This is a genomic window from Enterococcus sp. DIV1298c, from assembly GCF_017316315.1.
GTDB classification, from domain to species: Bacteria; Bacillota; Bacilli; order Lactobacillales; family Enterococcaceae; genus Enterococcus_B; species Enterococcus_B mangumiae.
Genome location: NZ_JAFLWG010000045.1, coordinates 30775 through 54594, shown reverse-complemented (window position 1 = coordinate 54594; position 23820 = coordinate 30775). Strand labels below are relative to the sequence as shown.

Annotated in this window: 17 protein-coding genes; 10 read left to right on the top strand and 7 right to left on the bottom strand. The window is 40.0% G+C overall.

What is annotated here, in order from left to right:
• The first annotated feature begins 37 nt into the window (after positions 1-37).
• Together JZO83_RS11095 and JZO83_RS11090 are read left to right on the top strand one after the other, a co-directional pair.
• Complete coding sequence (locus JZO83_RS11095; RefSeq protein ID WP_206858514.1) at positions 38-970, top strand: hypothetical protein; 933 nt, start codon at positions 38-40, stop codon at positions 968-970.
• A gap of 127 nt (positions 971-1097) precedes the next feature.
• A complete protein-coding gene (locus tag JZO83_RS11090) occupies positions 1098-1706 on the top strand; it encodes a hypothetical protein (protein WP_206858515.1) in 609 nt (202 codons plus the stop codon).
• Between the two features lie 52 nt (positions 1707-1758).
• Here JZO83_RS11090 and menA read toward each other — a convergent pair whose 3' ends face one another.
• The 3 genes from menA to pplA form a co-directional block, all read right to left on the bottom strand.
• Positions 1759-2712: a 1,4-dihydroxy-2-naphthoate polyprenyltransferase gene (gene menA / locus JZO83_RS11085; RefSeq protein ID WP_206858516.1), complete on the bottom strand. Its 954-nt coding sequence runs from the start codon at positions 2710-2712 to the stop codon at positions 1759-1761.
• 12 nt (positions 2713-2724) lie between these two features.
• Positions 2725-3819 (bottom strand): FAD:protein FMN transferase, encoded by a 1095-nt coding sequence (locus JZO83_RS11080; protein ID WP_339093303.1) that lies wholly within the window; start codon positions 3817-3819, stop codon positions 2725-2727.
• Between the two features lie 228 nt (positions 3820-4047).
• Positions 4048-4983 (bottom strand): extracellular electron transfer flavoprotein PplA, encoded by a 936-nt coding sequence (gene pplA / locus JZO83_RS11075; protein WP_339093084.1) that lies wholly within the window; start codon positions 4981-4983, stop codon positions 4048-4050.
• 305 nt (positions 4984-5288) lie between these two features.
• Here pplA and JZO83_RS11070 point away from each other — a divergent pair, with 305 nt between their 5' ends.
• The 4 genes from JZO83_RS11070 (at position 5289) to JZO83_RS11055 (ending at position 9459) form a co-directional block, all read left to right on the top strand.
• Positions 5289-7220: an NAD(P)/FAD-dependent oxidoreductase gene (locus tag JZO83_RS11070; protein WP_207115784.1), complete on the top strand. Its 1932-nt coding sequence runs from the start codon at positions 5289-5291 to the stop codon at positions 7218-7220.
• A 237-nt stretch (positions 7221-7457) separates the two neighbouring features.
• Positions 7458-7868, top strand: coding sequence for a NusG domain II-containing protein (locus JZO83_RS11065; RefSeq protein ID WP_206858532.1), 411 nt, complete (start codon positions 7458-7460; stop codon positions 7866-7868).
• A gap of 12 nt (positions 7869-7880) precedes the next feature.
• A complete protein-coding gene (locus JZO83_RS11060) occupies positions 7881-8447 on the top strand; it encodes a Gx transporter family protein (RefSeq protein WP_206858534.1) in 567 nt (188 codons plus the stop codon).
• Between the two features lie 22 nt (positions 8448-8469).
• Positions 8470-9459, top strand: coding sequence for a polyprenyl synthetase family protein (locus JZO83_RS11055; RefSeq protein ID WP_206858535.1), 990 nt, complete (start codon positions 8470-8472; stop codon positions 9457-9459).
• Positions 9460-9956: 497 nt separating this feature from the next.
• Here JZO83_RS11055 and JZO83_RS11050 read toward each other — a convergent pair whose 3' ends face one another.
• The 3 genes from JZO83_RS11050 to JZO83_RS11040 form a co-directional block, all read right to left on the bottom strand.
• Positions 9957-10850 (bottom strand): hypothetical protein, encoded by an 894-nt coding sequence (locus JZO83_RS11050; RefSeq protein WP_206858537.1) that lies wholly within the window; start codon positions 10848-10850, stop codon positions 9957-9959.
• 184 nt (positions 10851-11034) lie between these two features.
• Entirely contained in the window at positions 11035-12018 is a 984-nt protein-coding gene (locus JZO83_RS11045; RefSeq protein WP_207115783.1) for a hypothetical protein, read from the bottom strand.
• A 249-nt stretch (positions 12019-12267) separates the two neighbouring features.
• On the bottom strand, positions 12268-13713 hold the full coding sequence (locus JZO83_RS11040) for a hypothetical protein (RefSeq protein ID WP_207115782.1): 1446 nt from the start codon (positions 13711-13713) through the stop codon (positions 12268-12270).
• Positions 13714-14029: 316 nt separating this feature from the next.
• Here JZO83_RS11040 and JZO83_RS11035 point away from each other — a divergent pair, with 316 nt between their 5' ends.
• Positions 14030-14263, top strand: coding sequence for a hypothetical protein (locus JZO83_RS11035; RefSeq protein WP_206858542.1), 234 nt, complete (start codon positions 14030-14032; stop codon positions 14261-14263).
• Between the two features lie 660 nt (positions 14264-14923).
• On the opposite strand, the gene JZO83_RS11030 is transcribed toward JZO83_RS11035, so the two are convergent.
• Positions 14924-15907, bottom strand: a complete 984-nt coding sequence (locus tag JZO83_RS11030) for a biotin--[acetyl-CoA-carboxylase] ligase (RefSeq protein WP_207115781.1) — start codon at positions 15905-15907, stop codon at positions 14924-14926.
• Positions 15908-16052: 145 nt separating this feature from the next.
• Between JZO83_RS11030 and JZO83_RS11025 the strand changes: the two genes are divergently transcribed.
• The 3 genes from JZO83_RS11025 to rpoC all read left to right on the top strand — a co-directional run bounded on the left by JZO83_RS11025 (position 16053) and on the right by rpoC (position 23748).
• A complete protein-coding gene (locus JZO83_RS11025; RefSeq protein WP_207115780.1) occupies positions 16053-16214 on the top strand; it encodes a hypothetical protein in 162 nt (53 codons plus the stop codon).
• 182 nt (positions 16215-16396) lie between these two features.
• Positions 16397-20014: a DNA-directed RNA polymerase subunit beta gene (gene rpoB / locus JZO83_RS11020; RefSeq protein WP_207115779.1), complete on the top strand. Its 3618-nt coding sequence runs from the start codon at positions 16397-16399 to the stop codon at positions 20012-20014.
• 80 nt (positions 20015-20094) lie between these two features.
• Positions 20095-23748 carry a DNA-directed RNA polymerase subunit beta' gene (rpoC, locus tag JZO83_RS11015; protein WP_277989384.1) on the top strand — a complete coding sequence of 1218 codons (3654 nt, stop codon included), beginning with the start codon at positions 20095-20097 and terminating at the stop codon, positions 23746-23748.
• Positions 23749-23820 lie beyond the last annotated feature (72 nt).

The following is a 23820-nucleotide window of genomic DNA, read 5'->3' as shown; positions in this document are numbered from 1 at the left end:
AACGAATGGTTTAAAGGATATCTAGAAAGGAGGAACTATGCTAAAGAATTTTTTAGAAACGGAATCAGGTAAAAAAATCATTATTGGTCTTGGCTTGCTTGTTGTTGTGATCGCTGGTCTAGTGGGGTATTCATTGATCAATACCCAATCAAGTACCAAAGAAGCTACAGACACGTCAGCAGCAGTACAAGAAACGAGAGACTCAAGAGATCGTTTTAATGCCACTATCTACAGTGGGACATGGTATACTAATTTGCCAGATGACACAGAAATCGAGTTGGCTACTGATGGAACCTATAAAGTTTCAAGTGATTGGTTTGAATCGGGTATTTACTATTTAAATACACGTGGTGAGGTCGTTTTGGAAAGTGATAACAACCGAACGAAAGAATTCGCCTTGCAGACTAGGATGGGGAATACGATCTTGCATCGAAAAGAAGATGGAGAAGATCTTTATCTTTATCCAACGGAAGAAGTGAAAGCACAGTTGGAGGCAGAAATGTCTGAGCAGATCGAAGCAGCGCAACGAGCTGTTTCCCAAATGTGGCTAGATATTTTGATGCAAGGGACTTGGGAAAATACTAACAATAGTCGTTCTTTCACGTTAGAGTTTACAGAAGATACGTTTACTCAGAAAAAAGTGGAAGAAGGCAGAGCGGATGAAGAAGCAACGTTTAAGTATCGCATTATGTCATTTGACACTGATCATGAAGGTGCTAATTTTGTTGTTATGCGGACAGATAGTAGGGATACCCAAAAAACGATCACCTTTAGAATCACAGAAGAAGCAAATCAATATAGGTTAATGGGTAATGAAGGAAGCTTCCAATGGATCGCTCATTTTGAAAAACCGTATGAAACTGTGCAAATGACACAAGATGGAACTAGTCGTTCAGATACATCAAGGACACAGGAAACTACTGATGAAGATGGAAATACCGTCATCATAACAGAAAGAGATGTGAACTAAGATGCATAATAATTCGGATAAAGATGTAGAAATAGATAAGCTCGAGAATGTCTTTAAAAGGTTGTTTCAAAAAGGACCAGTCTGGCTTTACAAATTCGCAAAAAAAGCCATTCAAGTAGTGTTTAAAGTGTACCGAAAAGTCCAAGCCTATCGGAAACATCGAAAAGAAGCAAAAGAAAATCCGGAAAAGAAAAATTCCAAAGAAAAAGATTTAAAAGAAAAAGGGATTTTAGCTAGAGTTCGGAATTTCTTTAAGCAGAAATTCAGATCATTTCAGCGAAACCGTGCCCATAGACGAGAAAGACTGCTGAATAAAGATTCACGATCAAAAGGGATCTTAGCTAGAGCCTTGAATTTTTTAAGACAAAAATTCAGAGGGTTACAACGAAGTCGTGCAGAAGACAGAGAACGACTAATCGAGAAAGATCCAAAAGCAAAAGGTACTTTATCCAAAGCTTGGAACTTTGTAAAGCGAAAACTTGTGATCAGTAGAGATCATCTGACAAGAGAGCAAGGAGTTGCCTCAACCTCTCATGGTCGAAATTCTGGTGAGAAGTCCTTGCTGAATAGAAGTAATTCAGCTGAAAGAGGCGGAACTCCAGATGGCAAGCCAAGGCTATCAGCAGTGACGAATAGAGCGAGTACGCTAGCAAGAGAACGCAATGAATTAATAAGAGGTCAAGGCCTTGCAAGGAATTCATTAACAAAAGGTTCGCCAACGATAGCACGTACGTAGATCCATATATACAAAAAAACAGGTGGAGATTTCCCACCTGTTTTTTTTGTGTCTACAATTGATTGATAAGAATCGTCGCAAGTAAACCAAGGGCATAGCTACTGTTGAATAAAATCATATTTTTGATCGAATAGCTAAAACTGATTGGCTGCGGTAAGCTATCTTTAAACTGTTGGAGATTAAGATAGATTTTTGGTAACGACAAGAAAGCCAGAAGGATCGGCCATTGAAAAATGCCGCTGATCAGTCCTACAAGAAGGATCAGGTAACACGCATACATCAAAAGTTGGAAAAGCATGATCCCAATTGGACGGCCGATATAGAAGACCAACGTATAGCGATGATTTTCTATATCTCGTTCTAAGTCACGTAGATTATTCGCTAACATGATATTTGCGATGGTAAAAACAAGCGGTAATGCTGCTAAGATGATCGCAGATACAGCCCAGATATTGCCTGACAGGTTGAAGGTGCCGGTTGTTAAAGAGATAGTCAAATCGAATAAATCGCTGCGATGGGTATTGATATAGATGACCATCGCAAAGATTCCTAGACCCATGGTAAAACCGCTGAAAATCTCTCCTAGCGGCATGCGAGATAAAGGGATTGGTCCAAAAGTATAGAAAATACCGATGAAGCAACATACGACGCCCATCAGTAACAGTAACCAGCCAGTTCTCAACGTCAGTAACACGCCGATGATCAAAACAAATGCGATCATCCCAAGAATCATGTTTCGTATGAGTTTTGGTGAGATACCTGTCCGTCCAATAACATTTTCCTCGTATTTATAAATTTCCGAATGTGCTTTTTCATAATCCATATAATTGTTGATGGCGGTGGTTGCTAAGTCAAAGACAAGCATACCAATAAAAAACAGCAAGGTGTTCAACCACTGTATTTCGTGAAAAAAAGCGATAGAGAATAAAACCCCTATCGCAAAAGGAAATACACTAGCGACTTTTGTTCGTAGCTCAACTACTTCTAAAAAGATTTTTAGTGTCATATCAGTTACTCCTTAGTTTAATTCAGAACGATCGCCCATTGTATATTTTGAATCTTCAGCGAGTTTAAAGGTGTCCTTGATTGGATCAGTCACGTAAACTTTATCGTCTTTTGTGACAAAAATCGCCTCAGTTCCGTCATTCAGCTTATCTTCAATGTAAGCTAAGCCATCTTTCACGCCCATCGCAAAGACCGCGGTAGATAAGCCGTCACCATCGATCGATTGATCTGTGATGATCGTGACGCCAGCGATATCATTGTCAAAAGGATAACCGGTTTTTGGATCGAACAAGTGATGATACTTCACGCCATCAACTTCCAAATAGCGCTCATAGATGCCGGATGTGACTAATGTTTTATTTCGTTCTTTGATTGATCCAAGGATCGATCCACGGGCAAGATTTGGATCTTGGATACCGACTGTCCAATCTTGATCTTCACCTCTAGGGCTATGACCAAGAACATAAACATTCCCACCTAGATCGACGATTGCCGTCGTTACATCATTTTCTTTCAAGACTTTGACGACTTCATCAGTGATGAACCCTTTCGCAATGGCGCCTAGATCAAGGATCATCCCTTTTTCTTGCAAGTAAACGGTCTTTTCTTCATCATTGAATTGGACTTTATGATAATCTACCAGTTTCAATGCTTCATCGATTTCTGCTTGTGATGGTTTCCGTGCATCATCAAAGCCGATACGCCATAACTGTGTGATTGGACCGATTGCCATATCAAAACCGCCATGAGAGTCTTCGCTATACTCATATGCACGTTTCAATAAGCGATAGACATCATCAGATACTTTGACAGGTTTGATCCCTGCTTGTTGATTGATCTCATCGACTTCAGAGCCCTCTTGGTTGATCGTGATCTTATCGCCTAACTCTTTGACACGGTCAAAAGCAGGCTTCAATACGTCCTCTTTCCCTTCATCATAGATACGGATACGTACATAAGTGCCAAGTAAAAATTGTTCATCAGTGTAAGGGTCAGAAAGCAGTGAAGTATTGTTTTCTTGTTTACTTTCGGTCGTTGAGTCTGTGCTGCAACCAGCGACGGTCAGTAGGCACAAAAGCAAGACGAAAGGAAGTAATCGTTTCTTCAACATCTATTCCTCATTTCATTTTATCTATTTCGTGTTCCGCATATAGAAATTCTTTAAGCGAAATCAAAAGTAAGCTCATGCTTTGTATTCTAATATAATCTGGCGAGAATGAACATCTTTTTTTCGGGCGGGGGTTGGTACAAACAGAATGGAAAAAGAGATGTGACAGTTGCCACATCTCCAAAATTGTTTTTCTTAAAGTCAGATTAACCCTTTACTGGACAATGTTTATTTTGTCACAATGTTATCGACTTCGATTGTTTGTGTATTGCCTTTTTCAGCGGCATTCACTAATTGTTGTGCATACATGATGAATGAATGGGCACTGTGTGTTGCACCAGTGATTACTTCAACATCTGCTGGAGAACCATCTTCTTCACCCATTGCTGAAACAAGTTCATCATTTAGTTCTGGGATGTAAGTTTGAGGGTCAGTACCAGATTTTGCTTTCATGTTTTCGTTGTATTCAGTGTCATCTTGTTTTGATTTGCCATCTGCATCGATGTAATCAAAGTTTGATTCAGTGACTTTACCATCTGCAACAGTTAATTCAAATTGTACACGGTAGCCGTTAGAATAGTTTTTCTCTTCTAATTTGTATGTGCCGTCTTGTAATTCAGCGCCATTGTCGATTTCGATTGTTTCTGTGTTGCCTGCTTGTGCTGCTTGGATCAATTGTTGTGCATAGTTTTGGAAGCTTTCTGATGAGTGTGTCGCACCAGTGACAACTTCAACATCGCTTGCGCTTTGTGCGCTGACTAATTGATCGTTCAATTCAGGAATGAATGTTTCTGGTTTTGTACCAGATTTTGCTTCCATGTTTTCGTTGTATTCAGTGTCATCTTGTTTTGATTTGCCATCTGCATCGATGTAATCAAAATTTGATTCCGTGATCTTGCCGTCTTTTACAACGATTTCAAAAACTGAGCGGTAACCATTAGAATAGTTTTTCTCTTCTAATTTATATGTACCGTCTTGTAATTCTCCACCAGCAACGATTTCTTTAGATGTTTCTGTTGTACTAGTTTCTGTTGTAGAAGATTGTGCAGTAGAAGTTTCAGACGTACTACTTGAACTATCATTGTTATCTGATCCACAAGCTCCTAGCATCAATGTTGAGAATGCTAATACCGCAAACCCCGTAACAAACCGATTTTTCTTCATTTTATAACCCCGCCATTTCATTTTTTGTCCACAAAATCTTTGTGATTCATTATACATTCTAATAGATATCATCAATAAGTCAACCGTTTTACAAAAATAACCACAGTAATTTAATGTAGCGTTTTCTTTCTGGAAATTTCGTGAAAAACAGGCGTTTTTTTTGTAATAAAAAAAACATAAAAAGGTGTTAGACAAATATACAAAACATCTATATAATATATAAAGATTGTGTAATCATTATCAAATTGAAAAAACGATCAACTATGAATAATTTTATATAGAAGAAAATAAGGAGCGGATATTCAATGACAAAGCAAAATATTGTCGTTGTGGGTGCTGGTTATGCGGGTGTTTCAGCTACAAAACACTTGGCAAAGAAACTGAAAAAAGAAGACGTAACAATCACATTGATTGACCGTCATTCGTACCACACGATGATGACAGAACTTCACGAAGTGGCAGGCGGACGTGTTGAACCAGAGGCGATCCAGTACGATTTACAACGATTATTTGCAAGACAGAAAAACGTGGATTTAGTCACTGACACAGTTATCGGGATCGATAAAGAGAAAAAAATCGTCAAGACAAAATTAGGTGCTTATCCATTCGATCAATTGATTTTAGGGATGGGTGGCGAACCAAATGACTTCGGTACACCAGGCGTAAAAGAAAATGGCTTCACTCTTTGGTCATTTGAAGATTCTGTCAAGATCCGTAAACACATTGAGAAAACAGTGGAAAAAGCTGCACTAGAACCAGATGAAAAATTGCGTAAGGCAATGTTGACATTTGTGGTTTGTGGTTCTGGCTTTACTGGGATCGAAATGATCGGTGAGTTGATTGATTGGAAAGATCGTTTAGCAAAAGACTACAAACTAGATCCAAAAGAGATTACACTAATGGTCGTTGAAGCAATGCCAACGATTTTGAATATGTTGGATCGTAATGATGCAGCGAAAGCAGAACGTTATTTAAATAAAAAGAATGTTGAACTATTGTTGAATGCGCCAATCGTTGAAGTCGCTCCTGACCATATCAAATTAAAAGATGGTCGTGAAGTACCAACACATACATTGATTTGGACAGCAGGTGTCAAAGGAACAACAGATGCTGCTGACTTCGGATTGGAAACTGCACGCGGTCAACGTTTAGTAGCGAACGAGTACATGCAGGCAAAAGGATATGAAGAACAAAATATCTATATCATTGGGGACTTAGTCTACTACGAAGAATTCCCGAATACACCAACACCACAAATCGTTCAAGCGGCAGAGCAAACAGGTCATACGGCTGCAGCGAACATCGTTGCTTCGATCAAGGGTGGCGAGAAACATAAATTTAAAGGGAATTACCAAGGATTTATGGTTTCTGTTGGCGCAAAATGGGGCGTTGCGAACTTATTTAACAAGATCCATTTAAGCGGCTTTTTAGCAATTATCATGAAACACATCGTCAACTTGAAATATTTCTTTGATATCCGTTCAGGTTATTATATGTTCCAATATATGATGCACGAATTCTTCCATATCAAAGATGATCGTAATGTGACTCGTGGACACTCTTCACGCTATGGCAATGTTTTGTGGAGTGTACCATTACGAATCTTCTACGGTCTCGTTTGGTTAGTCGAAGCCTCGAAGAAAATGATCGGTAACGGTGAAGTACTAAAACCAAGCACTTGGTTTGGCGAAGGTTCATGGTTTACTGGCAACAGCGTATTCCCTTGGACGTGGGAATACAACGTGGCAGACGTAGCAAGTGGTGCCTCAGCAGCAGGTGATGCAACGACAGCTGCGAGTGGCGCAGGTGCGACAACTGGTGAAGCAGCAGCACAAGCGGCGCATTTTGGTTTGAGTTATGCGTATGGTGAAGAACCAATGGCAGTGATCGACAAATCACCAGACTGGTTCAACAGTATCATGCAAGTCATCATGCCAAACAACGACGTAGCGATGTTCTTCCAAAAATTCATGGTCTTCTTTGAAATCGCGTTGGCGTTGGCATTGATTGCCGGTTTATTCACTTGGTTATGTAGTGCGACAACGATTGTTTTAGTCATCACTTTCTGTATCTCTGGCATGTTCTACTGGGTAAACATCTGGTTCATCTTTGTGGCGTTCGCATTGATGAATGGCTCAGGCCGTGCGATCGGTTTGGATCGTTGGGTGATTCCTTGGTTACAAAAAACAGTCGGTAATTGGTGGTACGGAAAACCGAAAGCTCGTTACGGCGAATAAATAAAGTTAAATTCAAAAAATCGAAATGATTTTGCATATAAAATCATGACATGAGATGAAATATGGGGGAGCTTGGGGTGTGCAAACATTCCAAGCTCGTCTTTTTCTTACAAAGACTCTTGAAAAAGGGATGAGCCAATCAAATCCAAAGGAGACGGGTTGTTCCTTTCATTCACAACCTTGACGATTCATGGTAAAATTGGAGCAATCAAATGAGGGAGAAAGGGGTATGAGTAGTTGAAAGAATTTATTCAAAAAAGTTTATTGAAGCCTTGGGATATTGCCATTATTCTTTTGCTAATCCTACTCTCATTCTTGCCAGTGGTGCTTTTTAGTTATCAACAAGTAGATGCAGCGCCCAATAAAGAAGCGGTGTTGCGAGTAGATGGAACAGAAATCAAATCCTTTCCTTTAGTAGATGGAACTAAAGCCTACACCTATTTATATGAAGACGATCATGGGGATAAGAACCTGATTGAAATCGATGGAGAACGAATTCGGATCAAAGAAGCAGACTGCGATGATCAGATTTGCGTTCGTCGTGGCTGGGCAACGAATAATGGGGAAACAATCGTTTGTTTGCCTCATAAATTAGTGATCGAAGTACGATCAACAGACGGGAGTGGGGAAGACAGTCTGATTTATTAGACGGTTCACGCCATGAGTAAATTACAAAAAATGATCTATATATCTTTACTAGTTGCCCAAGGTGTGATCATCGGCTTATTGGAAAATATGATTCCATATCCTTTTGGCTTTGCGCCAGGTGCGAAACTTGGCTTGGCAAATTTGATTACGATTGTGGCAATTTTTACAATGAAAAAACGAGATAGCTTCTTATTACTTTGGTTGCGTTTGTTTTTGACCACGTTATTAGGCGGAACCATATCGACGTTTCTCTATAGTATGAGTGGCGCATTACTAAGTTATGTTGGTATGCTTTTAGTCAAACAATTAGGACCTAAAAGAGTTAGTATCATTGGAATCAGTGCGACTGGTGGATTTATGCATAATGTCGGTCAGCTATTGACTGCTTCATTTATTGCTCAATCTTGGACAGTCATGCTCTATTTACCGATTCTGTCGTTTCTAGGGATACTTTCCGGACTTGCGATAGGCATCTCTGCAAACTATCTATTGAAACATGTAAGAACATTACAGCGATTCCAAGCAGATTATGATCGGCAGACCAACAGTCAATGGCAATCGGTATTTCTGAAAAAATAAGCGTTATACAAGGAGTTTTTTTATGAAGTTACATCAAATGTGGAGGGACTATCCAACGATCCAGATGGAATTGAACCAGACACTAAAGAAAATGGAAAGTGTTGTTCGGCTGAAAAACAAACCAGTAGAAGAAGCAATCAAAGAAACGATCCATGCGGGTGGAAAGCTCTTGCGTCCGGCTTATCAATTGTTGTTCGCTCAATTTGGACCGGAGCAAGATCGTGAAAAAGCCATTTCGTTGGCCGCATCCATTGAGATGTTGCACATTGCCACGTTGATCCATGACGATATCGTTGATGAGGCTGACGTACGAAGAGGACAGCCGAACTTACGCAGCCGTTTTGGCAATAGTGTCGCTGTGTATGCAGGAGATTATTTATTTGTTTGTTGTTTCAAACTCCTATCAGAATACGCCTCTTCCTTAAAAAGCATGCAGCTGAATGCACGAAGTATGGAAAAGGTATTGAATGGTGAACTAGGTCAAATGGATGATCGCTATAACGCACAATTATCTGTTGAAGAATACTTACAGAACATTTCTGGCAAAACCGCTGAGTTATTTCAATTGAGTTGTTTCGTCGGTGCGTATGAAAGTGGGACAAGCGAGCGTTTTGCGAAAAAAGCAGGAGATATCGGTTTGGCGATCGGCATGGCGTTTCAAATCATGGATGACATTTTAGACTACACGAAACAAAGTGAAGATATCGGTAAACCTGTATTGGAAGATATTCGTCAAGGGGTGTACTCATTGCCTTTGATCTATGCGTTACAAACAGAGAAAAAAGCTGAACTGCTTGAATGTTTGTCAAAAGAAAAACAAATGACACAAGCAGAAGCTGAAAAGGTACAACAGCTAGTCGTTGAGGCGAAGGGTGTAGAGAACGCACAGAAACTAGCGGAGTCTTATACTAAAAAAGCATTAAAAGAAATCAAAAAACTGCCAGACACTTCGTTGCAAACAAAAGAGACATTAGAGAAGTTGACCGCTCAGATTTTAAATCGTGTAGATTAGTGGTTTAGATAAAATGAGTATTACTTTTTGGTAATGCTCATTTTTTCTTTGCCTAGAAAAAGAGGTTTTGCACCCTCTAAAAGAAAGAGGTATGCTAAATAGTAGGTATCGTGTGGTTGCTGATTTTAGAATTGGGCATACTGCACGTATCAGTAGTTTGTTGCTCTTAAACCATGAGCCAGCAATAGTATGGACATGGACCGTTCATCGAACAAGAGGGCTTACATCGTTTTATTTATGGACGTAAGTACATAAAATGACGGAGGAAAAATAAAGGAGGGAAATCAACGCACATAAGAAATAATACATAATATAGAGTGAACCATGGACAAAACAAGTAGTTAAAACATTCATTTTTGTTTATTCTGATAGTCAGCTTATTTAGCATTTTGGGGGAAATGTCGCTGAACGACAAGAATAGATGAGTCAATAAAAAACCAGTGAAAGCCTTAAAGTACTAACTGAAAAGGAAATCACTGGTTTTTTATTTTTTTGTTTTATCTCCCAAAACTTGGACTATGCTGCGGTCGATTGCTCCGTAATTGGTTGCCTTGTTTTAGACTGTTGCTTTCTTTTTGTTGCTGCGCGCTATTGATCTTATCTCGCAGTGTAGCTTTCCGAGACTCAGGAAAAATCCCTTTTTGTGATGCAGTAGTGTGTAATTTATGCTGCCCTTTTTGATCCTCTCTCTTTGTGCGCTCGCTTTTTTGAGTAGACTCGAAAGCTTTCTCAGTTTTCTTAGTATCTCCAGGAATCGTTTCGTAGATGTGTTCAGAAAAGTCAGCTTTGTGCGGTGTTTCCTGGATATTGCCTTCTCTATGTTTTCCTTCTGCCAGTGCTACCGCATCAAATCTTAGTTTCGTCTTTCGATTCGCAGGGGGAAGTTCTTTATAGTGCTCATTGAACGCACGATTAGCCTTTACCACAGCAGACACCACTTCTTTTTCTGTTCGGATACGTATGTCGGGAAGAGGTTCATCTTTCTCATTGCTTTTCTTATTTTCAGGAATCGTTTCATAAGTATGCTCAGTTAGATTTGTGTATTTTTTTAGTAGTTTATCCACCAGCTGTGGATCTAGCGTTTGAATTTTTTCAAGTATATCCAACGCTCTATTTTTATTATTGTTGATGCCAACGGTTAATTCCTTATATTTTTTTGAAGACCCAGAACGGTCGTTCAGCTTCTCTCTTTTTTCGGTTAAAGTATGCATCATCGTAATCGCATTCCCGAATTTTTTTTCCAGACTCTTGATTTCTGAAGCATGACTTTTTGATAGATGTTTACTTAGTTCCCTTGATCGCTTTCTCATTTCTTCTACTGATAGATTATTTTCTCTAGAATTAGCCATGATTCTCTCCTCATCTCTTGTTTTATCTCTATAAACAAACATAGCATTTTAACCATCTTGTGTTACGCCGACAATTTCTAAGTAAGGGAAATTAGTGGTATAGGCTGTTGTACTTGAAACATGAGTGGTTCATCGATGAGGAGACTATTTTTAAGGAACAGAAAAAAGAACATTGACCATTATTATTGATCAATGTCCTGAGTGGTTTGTAGCCGTTTGTTTTATTTTAAATCGTCTGTCTCGTTTTCTCTTGTTTGTTGAATGCTGGATTTGGTCTTTCTTGGTTGTTCATTCTGACTTTGTTTTGTGCGTTAAACAACTTATCGCTTAATGGTGGTTTAAGGTCAGATTTAAGAGTAGATTTCGAAATAGATTTTCCAGTTTTTCCTTTTAAAGTGTTAATATGAGTAACCAATAATTTTTTTTTGTTGAGCAACTTTTTCTTATTTTTCCCACTAAGAAAATTAATGATTCTGCCGGTGACCGTCTTCTGCCTTCTTTTGAATTTAGCTAGTTTTCTTTCTATTCGCTTTAACTTTTTCTTGGCTTTACGTAGCGTTAATGGTTTTAGCTTTTTTTTACTCGCCTCATGGGTAACCGATGTCTCTTGAATCTCTATGTTTTTCAGTGTGTTGTCACGCGACTTTGTAGACATATCTTTATGAGATGCTTTGCTTTTCTTATTTGCAGGTTCAGCAGTAGCTTGAATCTCTGTTCCTTCTCTTTTTTCTCCAATGGGAACAACAATCTCTTTATCGTTCTCATTGCTGACACTCCCTTTTTCATTGTCAGATTGCCCTTTTTTGTCACCAGGAATTTCTGCATAAATCGGTTCTTGTTTTACTTTGTCGGGATGTTCAGGGATCGTTTCATAAATATGTTCAGGAATCTTGTCCCCTTTTGCTTGAGCGAAATGGTTATTTATATAGTTCTCCAACCTATCCGCATGGGGACGTGAAATGTTTTCAATTTGTACATATAAAGCATGGATTCTTTTTCGATGAGGCCTCATGGCTTCTGTTAATTCCATGTATTTATTAGAAGATTTAGAAACGTCATTCAGCTTCGTTCGTTTTGCTTTTAGCTCTTCGATTTTATTTTCAGAATTGATGATTTGATTCGACAGGTAAAGAATTGTAGTCTTTTGCTTTTGTGTGAGCTGTTTATCTTGTGCTACTAGTTGTTTGTCCTGTTCATTATGATCAGCCATATGTATCTCCTTCTCTCATGGATTATATAGACAAACATAGCACCTTTATCCATTGAGCTAGTACCAATAATTTCTAAGTATGGAAAATTAGTGACATCGATTTTGGAGGAAGGCAGATACTATATGATTGCCCTTATACAATGACGAGCAATAGAATGATAATCGCTCGTCCATTGAAAGGGACTGCATTGCTTTAACCATAGTATATATAAGTAATGAGTAAAGAAACTGTAAAATCATGAAAAATATTCATGATTTTACAAAACTAGGTGATGGTGCACGATCCTCACGTGGTTTTTGGTCCTTCATTTTCTGTTCTTGCTTATCATGAGCAGCGGTTACTTTTTCTTTCAGTGTTGGTTTTAAAATACTCTTTTGAGTAGTATTTTTAAGGGGTTCAAGCTTAGCAACCAATTCTTTTTTTTGATTTTTTAATGCTTGGATTTCTTTTCGGTGAAAGAAATTTGAAATTCGTTTAACGATATTCCATTTGCTTGTTTTGTATACATTTAATTTTTCCTGTGTGGCACCTAACTCTTTTTTTATCGCGTTTCTTACCTTTTTCTTCTCGTTTAATCTGACTGTTTCAGGGGAAAGCATATCCGTATTTATTTTTAGTTTTGTGTCCGCTTTTTCTACAGAAGGTACGTCATGATAAGCTTTATCGAATTTTGCATTGGCTTTATTCACCTTGATTTCGCTAGGCGTTAACGGACAAGGAACTTTACCATAGGGGGAATCAGCAAATGTTGCTTTTACTCTTTCAGCCATTTTTGGATCGAGGGTGCCAAGCTTCTTGTAAAGGATATTCGCCCGAGAACGTTGGTCTTTGATACTATCAGTATATAAGGCAAACTCTTTTTTTACTAAATCATGACTAACAAGTTTATCTCTTTTTTCTGCGAGTGCTTGTATGATATTTTCCAGATTGGTGATTTTACTGACTAATGATTTTACTTCTTTCGTAGGGCCTTTTGGTTGCTGTGACACTGACTGCCGAGGACGCGCGGATGATCGTCGGCGAGCTGAATTCTGATCGGTCATTGAACGTCTAGGAGTCGATTTTTCCTGCGCCGATGATCGACGACGGGACTTCTGTTGGTCCACTGATTCCCGACGAGGGGCGTCCTGTGGCGACATGGAACGACGTCTGGTCGACTGGTCAACTGACTCTCGTCGAATATCGTTTGTTTTTTCAAGTGCTTGTTCTTTCATCACTTGTTTAAGTGCTTGCTGTGTGTGGATATTAAATAGGGTGCTTCTTAGCTCACTTTTTGCGACACTAAGCATATCAGTTGCCTTATTATACGCATCTGGCTCTCCACGAGGACCAGAATGTTTCGTGACTTCAACCTGGATGTCTTTGATTTGTTCAATTAGCCTATTTCTTTGTGTGTTTAGTCGAGCAATATCCTCGTTGATTTCTGTGACAGACATTTCGAGTCTCTCTGGTTGGATCGTTGCGGTTTGTTGTGAAAATTTTTTCACGATCGCTAATTGATCCTGCGCGTGAACACGGGTGCTTTCAGAAAGGTTAGGGTCTGTTGATCGTAAGTTCAATGTGCGGTCTTTGATGATGATATTTACCTTTAAAAGAGCTAGATTTTCTGGACCAATTGCTTTTTGATCCAAAAATCCATTTTTAATTGCTGCGTTTAAAAATTTTATGACTTCTTTATTTGTTAGTTGTGCCATAGGTTTCTCCTTATGTATCTTTCTAGCTACATAACAAAAATAACATTTTTATGTGTTTTTCTTTTATTGATAATTTCTCTGCCATAACAATTATTGCTATAGACAATCTAATGCAAAAATGTTATTTCGGGTGAGCCAACACGCGTATGGGGGCGTGTATTGTGTTATGTACGCTTTCGTTGCCAAAAAACCAGAGAAAGAGTTCTTTACAGATTCGAACAAACTTTTTTTGTTTTTGGAAAAAAATTGTCCCGACAAATAAAAATTCCATGCTATATTCTGGATTAAAGAATGCTATGAATAAAGGAGAGTCCTTGTGAGAAAACAATATACATCAGAATTGACGAAGTTAACGGTGATCGAGATCGTAACAAAATTAAGTGAAGAGAAAAAGAATTTCTCGTTTCGCGACATTGAAGAAGAATACCAACAGCCTTTGACTGCTGCGGATAAATTTTTGATTCGCTGTTTGATTGTCAAAAAATTCAATTTGAAAATCGAATATTTTTCTTCTTCAAAGGCGAACCAATTACAATTTTGTAAAATTTGAGGAAGTCGTGCGTGGTACGTCCAGTGAGCGTTGCTCAAGTTTAGTATAAAAATAAAAAATGTTGTAATTCTATACAAAAGAATTTATTTGGTTTCCTATCGGTTATGATACAAACAGAACGACAGCAAAAGAGGAGGCGTTAAATGGAATAAGATTCTGTATAGGGAGAAGATGAGGAAGCTAGCGTTGAACTTCAGGAGATACGCGTGGCAATAAATAAGAAGTAATAAATAGGCATAACTAAACATAATAAACACACATAGAACATCACTTGATTACCATCAACTATTTCGGGGAAAAATAGTTGAACGGTCTCACTTGCTTGACGACGTGCATCACTAATCGCGCTACCGCATTTAGAAAGCGTAAGCAAATGTTATCAGGTGACGAATATTGAGGGACGGTAGTTTGAGTAGGCTACTGTGACTCACAATAGCACATAGTTCCACCATAGATGAATGTTGAATTCGAACATAGAACAAACACATAAAGCAATAACTAGTGAAGCACATATTCGAACATAGAGATAAGCACATAGAACCAATAGATAAAACGAACACATTGTACATCGAAGCTTTCATGTTTTCTCGCGACATCAAGCTTACAACAATCTAAAGCGAGCATAACAAACCCACCATTGATAAAAAAGAGGCTAGTTTCCTAGCCTCTTTTTGCTGATGGTAAGCCATCGATTTCTGTTAAACTGACCTCGCCAGATAGGAGCTGGAAACGTTGCTCGGGTGTGTCCACGATCAATTCTCCTTTAGGGCCGATCGATTGAGCGATGCCGTGATAGGTCGTCCCTTTTTGGCTAAAGCTGACAGACTTTCCTAAGACGAAGGATCGTTCTTTGTAAAGGTCAAAATAGGCTTTCGTGGGGTCTGCTAAATACGTAAAGAAATGTTTCCAAATCGAACAAATCAATTGGTTTCTAGTAATCATTGCTTCGCCGTCTGGAAATAAGGAAGTCGCTTTTTGCTGGATGTCATCAGGAAATTGGGTTTGGGGAATCGAAAAGTTCAATCCCACACCAATGATCACTGAACGAATTTCGCCAGTTTCCATATCGCTTACTGCTTCCGATAAAATACCGCAAACTTTTCTTCCGTCAAGATAGATATCGTTGACCCATTTGATCATTGCGTGCTTTCCTGTCATTTCTTCGATTGCTTTGACACAAGCACTGGCAGCGATCAACGTATATTGTGGCAACTCTTCAAAATGCTTTTGTGGATGCAACAAAAGGCTCATGTAGATCCCTTGCCCGGGTTGTGCAAAAAATGAACGCCCAAAACGACCATGCGCTTGCTCTTGTGTATCAGCGATAAATAAGCTAGGTTTCATCGTATCCATAGTAGAAGCTAACTTCGCATCTTTCATCGTTGATTCAGATTGCGCTAAAACAGTCACTTGCGTATCAAAAAGGGATAATTCATGTGAAATCTCTACAGGATCTAATACATCGGATGGAAGATAACGGTATCCTTTTGCTTGATGCTCAAACCGAAAGCCTTCTTTTTCTAATTCTTTGATGGCCTTCCAAATGCTTGTCCGGGAAACATTCAGCTGTTGCGCAATCTTTTCACCAGACAGAAATGTCGAGTTGTTTTTTAAAAGGTGTAACACCTTGGCTTTTGTCGTCATTGAACAAACTCCTTTCTATGTATCATACTATCAGATTTGAGGAGATGCCAGAAGCGTTTATTTGGTAGAGAGCCAAAAATTTTCCGACTCGTAAAAACGAAAGAGAAAAGGTACCTTTATAGAATGATTTGGGAGTTAGGAGTAAATGAAATGGAACAAAAAAGAAAGATTAAGAAACAATTACGAAAATTTACAGGAAACGCCAGGAAGTGTTGACTTTTACGTTGAAACAGTGTATTATATGAAGTTGCAAAAACTATCTGATGAAGTGAAGGCAGAAACGAAATATTGTCCGTTTCGGCTTTAATATAAGGAAACAAAAGTAGAAGCTCAGGAAGGTATGTATTCAAGAGAACGTTCTATTTTTGGTTTTTTTTTGCCTAAAAGCCGCAAAAAATGTCTGTTGTTACCTAAATATAATATTTTTAATATTATTGTAACAATTGATCGGGTAGTCTTTTTGAATGACATTTTAGAGGGGTGAAGAGCTTGGCTGGACACGTAGTAAAATACGGAAAACATCGCGAACGTAGAAGTTTCGCACGAATCAGTGAAGTGTTGGAATTACCAAATTTGATCGAAATTCAAACAGACTCGTACCAATGGTTCTTGGATGAAGGACTAAGAGAAATGTTTGAAGATATTTTGCCAATCGATGACTTCAATGGCAATCTTTCTTTGGAATTTGTAGATTATGAATTGAAAGAACCAAAGTATACAGTAGCAGAAGCACGCGCACATGACGCAAACTATTCTGCACCATTACATGTAACTTTACGTTTAACAAACCGTGAGACAGGTGAAATCAAAGCGCAAGAAGTATTCTTTGGTGATTTCCCATTGATGACAGAGCAAGGGACATTCATCATCAACGGTGCTGAACGTGTTATCGTATCCCAATTAGTCCGTTCACCAGGTGTTTATTTCCATGGGAAAGTAGACAAAAATGGTAAAGAAGGATTCGGTTCAACAGTGATCCCTAACCGTGGCGCATGGTTAGAAATGGAAACTGATGCAAAAGACATCTCTTATGTACGTATCGACCGCACACGTAAGATTCCATTGACTGTGTTAGTCCGTGCATTAGGTTTTGGTTCAGATGACACGATTTTTGAAATCTTTGGCGATAGTGAAACATTACGTAACACGATCGAAAAAGATCTACACAAAAATGCAAGTGATTCTAGAACAGAAGAAGGATTAAAAGATATCTACGAGCGTCTTCGCCCAGGCGAACCAAAAACAGCAGATAGTTCACGTAACTTGCTGAATGCCCGCTTCTTTGATCCAAAACGTTACGACTTGGCAAATGTAGGTCGTTACAAAGTAAACAAAAAATTAGACTTGAAAACACGTCTATTGAACTTAACCTTAGCAGAAACATTGGTTGATCCTGAAACAGGCGAGATCATTGTTGAAAAAGGAACAGCCTTAACACATCAAGTGATGGAAACATTGGCACCGTTCATCGACAATGGCTTGAACTCAGTGACTTACTACCCAACTGAAGATGGCGTAGTGACTGACCCAATGACTGTCCAAGTGATCAAAGTCTTTTCACCAAAAGATCCAGAACGTGAAGTGAATGTGATCGGTAACGGCTACCCAGACACAACAGTGAAAACTGTTCGTCCAGCGGATATCGTTGCTTCAATGAGCTATTTCTTGAACTTGATGGAAGGTATCGGCAGCGTGGATGATATCGACCACTTAGGAAATCGTCGTATCCGTTCGGTCGGAGAACTTTTACAAAACCAATTCCGTATTGGTTTAGCACGTATGGAACGTGTCGTACGTGAAAGAATGTCGATCCAAGATACAGAAACATTGACACCACAACAATTGATCAACATCCGTCCAGTTGTTGCAAGTATCAAAGAATTCTTTGGTTCTTCTCAATTGTCTCAGTTCATGGACCAAACAAATCCATTAGGCGAATTGACACACAAACGTCGTCTTTCAGCCTTAGGACCTGGTGGTTTGACTCGTGACCGTGCCGGTTATGAAGTACGTGACGTTCACTACTCTCACTATGGCCGTATGTGTCCGATCGAAACGCCTGAGGGACCAAACATCGGATTGATCAATAGTTTGTCAAGTTATGCGAAAGTAAATAAATTTGGTTTTATCGAAACACCTTATCGTCGTGTTGATCGTGAAACAGGACGTGTAACAGAACAAATCGATTACTTGACCGCAGACATCGAGGACCATTATATCGTTGCCCAAGCAAATAGTAAGTTGAATGATGACGGAACATTTGCTGAAGACATCGTTATGGCTCGTGCTCAAAGTGAAAACTTAGAAGTATCGATCGATAAAGTCGATTACATGGACGTTTCACCGAAGCAAGTAGTTGCAGTAGCGACAGCATGTATTCCTTTCTTGGAAAACGATGACTCCAACCGTGCCTTGATGGGTGCCAACATGCAGCGTCAAGCCGTGCCATTGATCAACCCTCAAGCACCATGGGTCGGTACTGGTATGGAATACAAATCAGCTCATGACTCAGGAGCTGCGTTACTATGTAAACATGACGGTGTGGTTGAATTTGTAGATGCATCTGAGATTCGCGTACGTCGTGACAATGGCGCATTAGACAAATATTCAGTCACAAAATTCCGCCGTTCAAACTCTGGAACAAGTTACAACCAACGTCCAATCGTTCATTTAGGTGAGAAAGTCGAAAAAGGAGATACCTTGGCAGACGGACCATCAATGGAGCAAGGTGAAATGGCTCTAGGACAAAACGTCTTAGTTGGTTTCATGACTTGGGAAGGTTACAACTATGAAGATGCGATCATCATGAGCCGTCGTCTAGTAAAAGATGATGTGTATACATCGATCCATATTGAAGAATATGAATCTGAAGCTCGTGATACAAAATTAGGACCTGAAGAAATCACTCGCGAAATCCCGAACGTTGGTGAAGACGCATTGAAAGACTTAGACGAAATGGGAATCATCCGTATTGGGGCAGAAGTCCAAGACGGTGACTTATTAGTCGGTAAAGTAACACCAAAAGGGGTAACTGAGCTTTCAGCAGAAGAACGCTTATTACATGCAATCTTCGGTGAAAAAGCACGTGAAGTACGTGATACTTCTCTACGTGTACCACACGGTGGTGGCGGGATCGTTCACGATGTGAAAATCTTTACTCGTGAAGCTGGCGATGAATTATCACCAGGTGTCAACATGTTAGTTCGTGTGTATATCGTTCAAAAACGTAAAATCCATGAAGGGGATAAAATGGCCGGACGTCACGGTAATAAAGGGGTTGTTTCCCGTATTATGCCGGAAGAAGATATGCCATTCTTACCTGATGGAACACCAATCGACATCATGTTGAACCCATTAGGGGTACCATCACGGATGAACATCGGACAAGTATTGGAATTACACTTAGGGATGGCTGCGCGTCAATTAGGCATCCACGTAGCAACACCAGTATTTGATGGTGCAAGTGATGAAGACGTATGGGAAACTGTTCGTGAAGCTGGCATGGCTAGCGATGCGAAAACTGTTCTTTATGACGGACGTACAGGTGAACCATTTGACGGACGTGTGTCTGTCGGAGTGATGTACATGATCAAACTTGCTCACATGGTTGATGACAAGCTACATGCACGTTCAATTGGACCTTACTCACTAGTTACGCAACAACCATTAGGTGGTAAAGCGCAATTTGGTGGACAACGTTTTGGGGAAATGGAAGTTTGGGCACTGGAAGCATACGGTGCGGCATATACCTTACAAGAAATCTTGACATACAAATCAGATGACGTAGTCGGACGTGTGAAAACATACGAAGCGATCGTCAAAGGCGAGCCAATTCCAAAACCAGGTGTACCTGAATCCTTCCGCGTATTAGTCAAAGAGTTACAATCACTAGGATTAGACATGCGTGTCCTAGACATCCAAGACAGCGAGATCGAACTTCGCGACATGGATGACGAAGACGATGACTTGATCACAGTCGATGCTTTGACAAAATTCGCTGAACAACAAACAGCAAAAGAACTAGAAAAACAAGCTGCTGAACAAGTCGAAGATGAAAGACAAGACATCATCCAAAACTTTGAAACCGCAGAAGATAATTTAGACTAATCCGGTCTGAGATACTGTAAGGCGGTCGATGATCAGCCGCCTTGCGGTTTTGCCATTAAATGAAATGGAGGGAACCCCTTTTGATCGATGTAAATAAATTCGAAAGTATGCAAATAGGTTTGGCTTCTCCCGAAAAAATCAGAAGCTGGTCTTACGGTGAAGTAAAAAAACCTGAGACGATTAACTATCGTACCTTAAAACCTGAGCGCGAAGGGTTGTTCTGTGAGCGGATTTTTGGTCCTACAAAAGACTGGGAATGTGCCTGCGGAAAATATAAACGTATCCGTTACAAAGGAATCGTTTGTGATCGCTGTGGTGTGGAAGTGACTCGTTCAAAAGTTCGTCGTGAACGTATGGGTCATATCGAATTAGCAGCACCTGTTTCACATATCTGGTACTTCAAAGGTATTCCTTCACGTATGGGTCTTGTATTAGACATGAGCCCACGCGCACTAGAAGAAATCATTTACTTTGCCTCATATGTTGTTATTGAACCAGGAAACACAAGCTTAGAGAAAAAACAATTGTTGACTGAACGCGAATACCGCGAAAAACGTGAACAATATGGCCAAGAATTCCAAGCAGCAATGGGAGCAGAAGCAATCAAACAATTACTTGATAACGTTGATTTGGATGCTGAAGCGGCTGAATTGAAAGAAGAATTGAAATCTGCACAAGGACAAAAACGTACACGTGCGATCCGTCGTTTGGACATTTTAGAAGCATTCCGTGCTTCTGGCAATGAACCAAGCTGGATGGTCATGGATGTTATCCCTGTCATCCCACCAGATCTACGCCCAATGGTCCAATTAGAAGGTGGACGTTTTGCAACAAGTGATTTGAATGATCTATATCGTCGTGTGATCAACCGTAACAACCGTTTGAAACGTTTGTTAGACTTGAATGCACCAGGAATCATCGTTCAAAACGAAAAACGTATGTTGCAAGAAGCGGTAGATGCGTTGATCGATAACGGTCGTCGTGGCCGTCCTGTCACAGGACCAGGTAACCGTCCATTGAAATCTCTTTCTCATATGTTGAAAGGGAAACAAGGTCGTTTCCGTCAAAACTTACTTGGTAAACGTGTCGACTATTCTGGTCGTTCAGTTATCGTCGTAGGTCCTTTCTTAAAAATGTACCAATGTGGACTACCAAAAGAAATGGCGATCGAATTGTTCAAACCATTCGTGATGCGTGAATTAGTTCAACGTGAACTTGCTTCAAACATCAAAAATGCAAAACGCAAGATCGAACGTCAAGAAGATGAAGTTTGGGATGTCTTAGAAGACGTCATCAAAGAACATCCAGTTCTATTGAACCGGGCACCTACGCTTCACAGATTAGGTATCCAAGCATTTGAACCCGTTCTTGTCCAAGGTCGTGCGATCCGTTTGCATCCATTGGTATGTGAAGCCTACAATGCCGATTTCGATGGAGACCAAATGGCCGTTCACGTACCGTTGAACGAAGAAGCACAAGCAGAAGCACGTATGCTGATGCTAGCTGCTCAAAACATCTTGAATCCAAAAGATGGTAAACCAGTCGTTACACCTTCTCAGGATATGGTATTAGGAAACTACTACCTAACAATGGAAGAAGAAGGTCGTGAAGGCGAAGGAATGGTCTTTAGAGACCAAAACGAAGCAGTCATCGCATGGCGTAATGGCTACGTTCATTTACATTCACGTATCGGTGTGAACCCAATGTCATTAGGGGACAAACCATTTACTGATTGGCAAAAAGAACGTACGATGATCACAACTGTTGGTAAAATCATCTTCAATGAGATCATGCCACCAGAATTCCCTTACTTGAATGAACCAACTGACTTCAACTTGACTGTCCAAACACCAGACAAATACTTTGTTGAAGCTGGAACAGATATTCCTGCTCACATCAAAGAACAAGAGTTAGTTTTACCATTCAAGAAGAAAAACTTAGGAAACATCATCGCCGAAGTCTTCAAACGTTTCAAAGTAACTGAAACTTCTAAGATGCTTGACCGTATGAAAGACTTAGGTTACAAACATTCGACACATGCAGGTATCACTGTAGGGATCGCCGACATCAGTGTCTTGAATGAAAAACAAGTAATCATTGACGAAGCGCATAAACAAGTAGAGTCAATTACAAAACAATTCCGTCGTGGTTTGATCACTGACGACGAGCGTTATGAACGAGTAATTGCTGTCTGGAACTCTGCGAAAGACCGCATCCAACAAAAACTGATGGAAGGTTTGGAAGCGAAAAACCCAATCTTCATGATGTCAGATTCTGGTGCCCGTGGTAACATCTCCAACTTTACTCAGCTTGCTGGTATGCGTGGATTGATGGCCGCACCGAACGGACGTATCATGGAATTGCCGATCATTTCGAACTTCCGTGAAGGACTTTCTGTCTTGGAAATGTTTATCTCAACTCACGGGGCTCGTAAAGGAATGACCGATACAGCCTTGAAGACAGCCGATTCCGGTTATTTGACACGTCGTTTAGTTGACGTTGCCCAAGATGTCATCATCCGTGAAGAAGATTGTGGCACTGACCGTGGTCTTGAGATCCAAGCAATCCGTGAAGGAAATGAAATCATCGAATCTCTTGAAGATCGTTTGATTGGACGTTACACTCGTAAAGAAGTTCGTCATCCTGAAACTAACGAAATGATCATCGCCGGAAATGAATTGATTTCTGAAGATGTTGCAAAACAAATCGTTGATGCAGGTGTTGAAACAGTAACGATCCGTTCTGTCTTCACATGTAACACAAAACATGGTGTCTGCAAACATTGTTACGGACGTAACTTGGCAACTGGCTCTGACGTTGAAGTTGGGGAAGCAGTTGGTACGATCGCCGCTCAATCAATCGGTGAACCAGGTACTCAGTTGACAATGCGTACGTTCCATACGGGTGGGGTTGCCGGAGATGATATCACTCAAGGTCTTCCTCGTGTCCAAGAAATCTTTGAAGCACGTAATCCGAAAGGGCAAGCAGTGATCACTGAAGTAACAGGGGATGTCATCGATATCTCTGAAGATCCTGCGACACGTACAAAAGAAGTAACGATCAAAGGGAAAACAGATACACGTACGTATACAGTTCCTTACACTGCACGTATGAAAGTCGCTGAAGGCGATATGATCCATCGTGGTGCACCATTGACTGAAGGTTCAATCGATCCGAAACAATTGTTGCAAGTACGTGACGTTCTATCTGTTGAAAACTATCTATTACGCGAAGTACAACGCGTTTACCGTATGCAAGGGGTAGAGATCGGCGACAAACATATCGAAGTAATGGTTCGCCAAATGCTTCGTAAAGTTCGCGTCATGGACCCAGGCGATACAGATATCTTACCAGGTACACTGTTAGATATCGCAGATTTCAAAGACCAAAACTACAACACGTTAGTTGCTGGTGGCGTTCCTGCGACATCTCGTCCAGTCTTGCTAGGTATCACAAAAGCCTCATTAGAAACAAACAGCTTCTTGTCAGCTGCATCCTTCCAAGAAACAACTCGTGTCTTGACTGATGCTGCGATCCGAGGCAAAAAAGATCCACTTCTTGGTTTGAAAGAAAATGTTATCATCGGTAAGATCATCCCAGCTGGTACTGGTATGCCACGTTACCGTAACATGGAACCAAAAGAAGTTGGCGTTGCAAGTGAAAACGTGTATAGCATTTCTGACATCGAAGCACAAATGGCTGCAGAAGATGCAATGAATGAACAAACACGATAATTTGTGATTTCATATAAAGAAGGTCAAGTTCCTGTTTTAGGAGCTTGACCTTTTTTTGTGGATTTTTTTCTA

Coding starts and splice junctions, on each gene's coding strand:
- JZO83_RS11030 (WP_207115781.1), bottom strand. CDS start 15,907: ATGACGACAAAAGCCAAGGTGTTACACCTTTTAAAAAACAACTCGACA.
- JZO83_RS11070 (WP_207115784.1), top strand. CDS start 5,289: ATGACAAAGCAAAATATTGTCGTTGTGGGTGCTGGTTATGCGGGTGTT.
- JZO83_RS11040 (WP_207115782.1), bottom strand. CDS start 13,713: ATGGCACAACTAACAAATAAAGAAGTCATAAAATTTTTAAACGCAGCA.
- JZO83_RS11050 (WP_206858537.1), bottom strand. CDS start 10,850: ATGTTTGTTTATAGAGATAAAACAAGAGATGAGGAGAGAATCATGGCT.
- JZO83_RS11055 (WP_206858535.1), top strand. CDS start 8,470: ATGAAGTTACATCAAATGTGGAGGGACTATCCAACGATCCAGATGGAA.
- JZO83_RS11060 (WP_206858534.1), top strand. CDS start 7,881: ATGAGTAAATTACAAAAAATGATCTATATATCTTTACTAGTTGCCCAA.
- menA (WP_206858516.1), bottom strand. CDS start 2,712: ATGACACTAAAAATCTTTTTAGAAGTAGTTGAGCTACGAACAAAAGTC.
- JZO83_RS11045 (WP_207115783.1), bottom strand. CDS start 12,018: ATGGCTGATCATAATGAACAGGACAAACAACTAGTAGCACAAGATAAA.
- JZO83_RS11095 (WP_206858514.1), top strand. CDS start 38: ATGCTAAAGAATTTTTTAGAAACGGAATCAGGTAAAAAAATCATTATT.
- JZO83_RS11025 (WP_207115780.1), top strand. CDS start 16,053: ATGAAATGGAACAAAAAAGAAAGATTAAGAAACAATTACGAAAATTTA.
- pplA (WP_339093084.1), bottom strand. CDS start 4,983: ATGAAGAAAAATCGGTTTGTTACGGGGTTTGCGGTATTAGCATTCTCA.